General features: G+C 65.5%; 4 protein-coding genes. 1 reads left to right on the top strand and 3 read right to left on the bottom strand.

What is annotated here, in order from left to right:
* Window positions 1-107: 107 nt before the first annotated feature.
* From JW929_06805 to JW929_06795, 3 genes are all read right to left on the bottom strand, one after another.
* Window positions 108-1,277 (bottom strand): 4Fe-4S binding protein, encoded by a 1,170-nt coding sequence (locus JW929_06805; protein ID MBN1439102.1) that lies wholly within the window; start codon window positions 1,275-1,277, stop codon window positions 108-110.
* Between the two features lie 82 nt (window positions 1,278-1,359).
* A complete protein-coding gene (locus JW929_06800; GenBank protein ID MBN1439101.1) occupies window positions 1,360-2,346 on the bottom strand; it encodes a hypothetical protein in 987 nt (328 codons plus the stop codon).
* Window positions 2,347-2,387: 41 nt separating this feature from the next.
* The gene (locus JW929_06795; protein ID MBN1439100.1) at window positions 2,388-3,272 is read right to left on the bottom strand and encodes a hypothetical protein; all 885 of its coding nucleotides are present in this window, start codon (window positions 3,270-3,272) and stop codon (window positions 2,388-2,390) included.
* Window positions 3,273-3,502: 230 nt separating this feature from the next.
* Between JW929_06795 and JW929_06790 the strand changes: the two genes are divergently transcribed.
* On the top strand, window positions 3,503-4,582 hold the full coding sequence (locus tag JW929_06790) for a hypothetical protein (GenBank protein ID MBN1439099.1): 1,080 nt from the start codon (window positions 3,503-3,505) through the stop codon (window positions 4,580-4,582).
* The last annotated feature ends 117 nt before the right edge of the window (window positions 4,583-4,699 follow it).

Here is a 4,699-nt window from a genome sequence, read left to right as displayed (position 1 = left end):
GCCGTTTTCCGCCGGTTCCCCCCCTGGGCTCCTCCGTTTGGTGAGTTCAGTCTTAGTCCCCGCATCCCGAAGGGATGGGGGGGAGGAGTTTTTAGGGGGAGGAGGTTTTAAGACGATTGATTCTTCGCGCGCCACTCCAGGCGCTGTCTTCGCCAAGTTTCTTCGTCCACGGGCGGCGGCGCGGCCTCGCCTTCCGCACGGCGCACCAGAGTCAACGCCTGACTCGGACACGTAATCGTGCATACGCCGCATCCCGCGCAGCGTACCGGATCGACTCGGGCGGCGCCGTTCACGGCAATAGCCCCGAAGGGGCAGCGTTCGGCGCACAACCCGCACGCGCTGCAGGCGGCTTGGTCGACTTGGCAGACGAATCCGGAATGCGCGACCACCGACGCCATCCCGCCCTCGGCCATCCCGCGCAGGATACCGCACGAGCAGGTGCAGCAATTGCAGATGTAGGAGTGTCCCTCGCGGGTGTTCGAAACCGAATGCACCAGCCCGGCGTCCGCGGCGCTGCGCAAGAGCGCCAACGCGCCGTCTTTGGTCAATTCGCGCACTCCGCTTCGGCCGTGAAATACACCCGGCGTGTCGGACAGGATCATGCAGACTTCGACCGGATGCGGGCAGGGGCGGCCGATGAGCGCGGTCTGTTTGCGGCAGATGCAGTCGGTCACGGCCCAGGCCGCAGCCCGCTCCACAATTCCGGCGGCGGTTTCAAACGGTGCGACTGCGATTCCGGCTGAGACGCTCTCTTGGACCGGGATGACGCGGTGGAAGGCCGGCTGCATGGCCAACATCCTGCGGAATCCGGAGCGGAAATAGTCCTCGGACCGTTTGGCCAGCTCGGCGTCCATCCGCCCCGCTTGCATCTCGTAGAATCCGACGACAAACGGCATCAGTCCGTATCCCAATCCGCCTTTCGTGCGGCCGGCGGTGATCAGCCCGTTGCGGGCCATGTCCTTCAAGGCCGGGCGCACCTCGGCTATCTGCCGCCCAAGGCGTGCGGCGATCGCCGCCGGCGTTTCCGGCTCGGGGGCCAGTTCGGCGGCCAGCGCCGCTTCCTCCGGCGTGAACAGGTACTCCAACAGCCGCAGGTGTGATCCGTCGGCCGCGGGAGGAAAGCCGTTGGCCAGGCCGTCGAGGCGTTCGGCGAGGCGTTCGTAGGGCTGGGCGTCGGCCATGGCGCGAAGTATATCAGGAATGCGGGTTCCGTCCGGAAGCGTCTTCGGTTTTTTGGCGCCGATTCCAGCTTGGCGCAAGCCTCTGAGGAGTGTCATTGGGGAAGCAGTTCCGAAGCCGCAACTTTCTGCCGGAGAACCGGTGTCGAAGGGGGAAGAATTTTCTGGGGGGGGGCGACGGCTATGGCTGCTTGTCCGGCTTGGGGTGCGCGGCGAAAAAATCCCAAATCGCCTGCGACGCCGGAAAAACCGGATCGGCCGGCCAGACGTGCCCGACGCCTTCGAGGGAATACAACACCACCGACGTTCCCCCGGCGCACGAGGGGTAGTTGCGGCGGATGACCCTTCCTTCCCGATCCGTCTCCGGAGATTCCGGACAGCCGTTAACCGAAGCCCAAAAAGCGATTCCGCCTTCGACGGACAGGATCGCCGGATCGGAGTCCGCGTCCAGGTCGGCGTCGGCGTAGGGCATCGAGGCGTCGCTTAATCCTTGAATGTGGATTAGCGAGACGCCCGCCTCCGGCCGGCAGGGGCCGAACACCAGATTGCCGGCGACCGGCGCGACGGCTGCGAACGTATCCGCCATTTCGCACGCCAGGCGGTAGGAAAGCATCGCCCCGTTGGAAAAGCCGGCGGCGTAGATCCGCGCCGGGTCAACCGCGTAGGATCGGTTCAGATCGGCGAGGATCAGGCGCACGAATTCCGACTCGTCGACGCGGTTCGCCTCCGCCGATCCGCAGCACAATCCGGCGTTGAAGGATTGGGCGCCTGCGGGGCCGGTTCCTTCCGGGTAGGCGGCCAGGAATCCATGGCGGTCGGCGAGATCGTTAAACCCCGTCTCGGCTAGCCCTTCGGCGGCGGTCATCCGGTGGCCGTGGAAGACGAGCACCAGCGGGAGAGGCGTGCGGGCGTGGACCCCGGCCGGCACATGCAGCAAATAGGACCGTTCGAAGCCGCCCACGATCAGAGTCCGCCTGGAATCACCGGGCGGGACGGCCGCCGGAAAGGTGAAGGTTGGGGGATTCGGGAAGGTGGGAGCGGCCGCCTGTGGGCCGGCGGGCGCCAGGGCACAACCAGCCGCAAGCGCCCCCAGCAGCAGGGCGGTCGCGAGCACGCCGGTTTGTTTCAGCGGGATCCATTCGGAATGCGGGCGGGCCGGCGGGCGCATGGCCGCCCATTATACCGGCGGTTGGACCATCGGGGCGGGATTTACGGCTTGGGATGGGCGGCGAAGAATTCCCAGATCAGCCGGGAAGCCGGAAGGATGCCGGGCGTTGGCCAAAAGTGCCCCATGCCCATGACAAGATACAGTTCGACGGCGGCGCCGTTCCGGCAATCCGGATACTCCGTGTGCATCACCAAGCCGGTCCTGTCCCAGCGGGGCGAATCCTGGCATCCGTTGTTCCGCACCCAAGCCGCGATCACCCGATACACCGATGGGAAGGCAAGCCCGGAGGCGGGATTGACTCCCCCGCCGCGGAACGGAACCGATACGTCGTTGGAGCCGTGGATGTGGAGGACCGACACCGGCTCTTGGGGGATGCAGGGGCTGACAGAGAGGGTTCCGGCGACCGGAGCGACGGCGGCGAAGGCATCCGCCATTTCGCAGGCCAGGCGGTAGGAGAGGAGCGCGCCGTTGGAAAAACCCGTCGCATAGATCCGCCGGGGATCGATCGAGGCGAAGCCGCCCAGGTCGGCCAGGATCGCCCGCACAAAAGCCGATTCGTCCACCCGGTTCTTCATGGCGTACCCGCAACAGCCGCCCGCGTTCCACGACAGCGGCCCAGTGGAAGCCGTTCCGTCCGGATAGACTATCAGGAACCCTTGAAGGTCGGCGATCAGGTCCATCCCGGTCTCCGCCCGGATATACCGCCCGTTTTCCGAATAGCCGTGGAAGACGAAGACCAGCGCGGTCGGCCGCCTCGCGGAGAAGCCTACCGGGATATGAAGCAGGTACGAGCGCAGACGGCGGCCGACGGTCAGGACCCGTTGGTAGTCCCCGGGGGAAGCCGGCGTGATTACGGCCGAAGCGCGGGCGGCCTTCCACTCCGCCGCCTTCGCGCAACCGGATAGAACGCCAGCGGCAAGTGCCATGCCGGGGAGGATAAACGCCCAAGCTTTCAAGGATGATCCCGTCTCTCCTATACCATATCACAGGAGGGGCTCGGGCCGCCTTTGTCTTTTCCGGATCCGGGCTTTTCCGGGGCCGCGGGGCGGGTCCGCCCGTCCAGGCCGGCGAAGGATGGATCGGCCGTTTTCCTTGAGTCAAGCCGCCGGGGCGTTTCCCGTTGTCGAAAGCCGCATTTTCCTTTAAACTTCACCCCATGGCTTCTCAGCCGCTGCCGTTGGTCCACATCGGAGGCACGCCGCGCGAAATGGGTTTGGCGTTCGGACGCGCGCGCAGGGATTCCATCCTTCATATGATCTCCAACGTGCAGGCCTTCCTGGAGCAGACCTACGACCACCTCCGGCTGACATGGCCGGAGGCGGTCCTCCAGGCGCACAAATACCTGCCGTTCGCGCAGGAGCTCACCCCGCGCTATGTGGAAGAACTGCGGGCGATGGCCGAGGGCGCGGATGCCCCCTTCGACGATTTGATGGTCCTCAACTGCCTGGAGGCGATCACCACCGACGCCCTGCACCTGCTCGGCTGCACCTCCTTCGCCGTCACCGAGGAGCACACCGCCGGCGGCAAGGTGCTGATCGGCCACAACGAGGATTGGCTGCCGGCCGACGAGCCGGACGTAACCCTGATCCGGGCCGAACCGGAAGGCGAACCGGCGTTCCTGGCGATGACCTACGGCGCCCTGCTGCCGAATATCGGCGTCAATTCCGCCGGAATCTGCCAATGCTGCGATTCGGTCTATCCCGGCGACGTGCGCATCGGGGTTCCGAGGATTTTCGTCTCGAGGGCGGTGCTGGCGGCCTCCACCATCTCGCAGGCGATCTCCGCGGCGCTCGCGCCGCACCGGGCGGCGGGGTACAACCATGTGCTGGTGCACGAGAGCGGGGAAGCCTACAACATCGAGGTCTCGGCGCGCTCCTTTGCGGTGATGTATGCCCAGGGGGGAGTCCTGGCCCACACCAACCATTACCTCAGCCGCCGCATGGCCCGGCTGGAAAGCGACTCCCAGCACCTGATCGGCTCGCGCGTCCGCTATTACCGCGCCCTGCGCCTGCTGCGCCGGTCCCATCGCCACGATCTGGAATCCCTGCAGGGGATCCTGCGCGACCACGTCAACCATCCGAATTCGATCTGCTCGCACGAGGTGATCGACGAAAATCCCCTCGACCAGCAGAAGACCGTCTGCTCGCTGGTCATCGATCTGACGGAAAAAGAGATCCACGCCGCCTGGGGGACGCCCTGTCGGAACGAGTATTACCCGTACCGCTTGACGCCTTGATTCGAATCCCCGCAAGCAGAATTCGGCCTTCCCCTGCAAATTCCGGTCAATTCGGCCACCGATTCCGGTGTAATCCGGCCGCCCCATACCAACCCTCCATCATCAGCGACGAGATTG

It is taken from the genome of Anaerolineales bacterium (genome assembly GCA_016928575.1).
Lineage (GTDB): Bacteria > Chloroflexota > Anaerolineae > Anaerolineales > RBG-16-64-43 > JAFGKK01.
This window is presented reverse-complemented; position numbering and strand designations above follow the sequence as displayed.

Coding starts and splice junctions, on each gene's coding strand:
- JW929_06795 (MBN1439100.1), bottom strand. CDS start 3,272: ATGGCACTTGCCGCTGGCGTTCTATCCGGTTGCGCGAAGGCGGCGGAG.
- JW929_06790 (MBN1439099.1), top strand. CDS start 3,503: ATGGCTTCTCAGCCGCTGCCGTTGGTCCACATCGGAGGCACGCCGCGC.
- JW929_06800 (MBN1439101.1), bottom strand. CDS start 2,346: ATGCGCCCGCCGGCCCGCCCGCATTCCGAATGGATCCCGCTGAAACAA.
- JW929_06805 (MBN1439102.1), bottom strand. CDS start 1,277: ATGACACTCCTCAGAGGCTTGCGCCAAGCTGGAATCGGCGCCAAAAAA.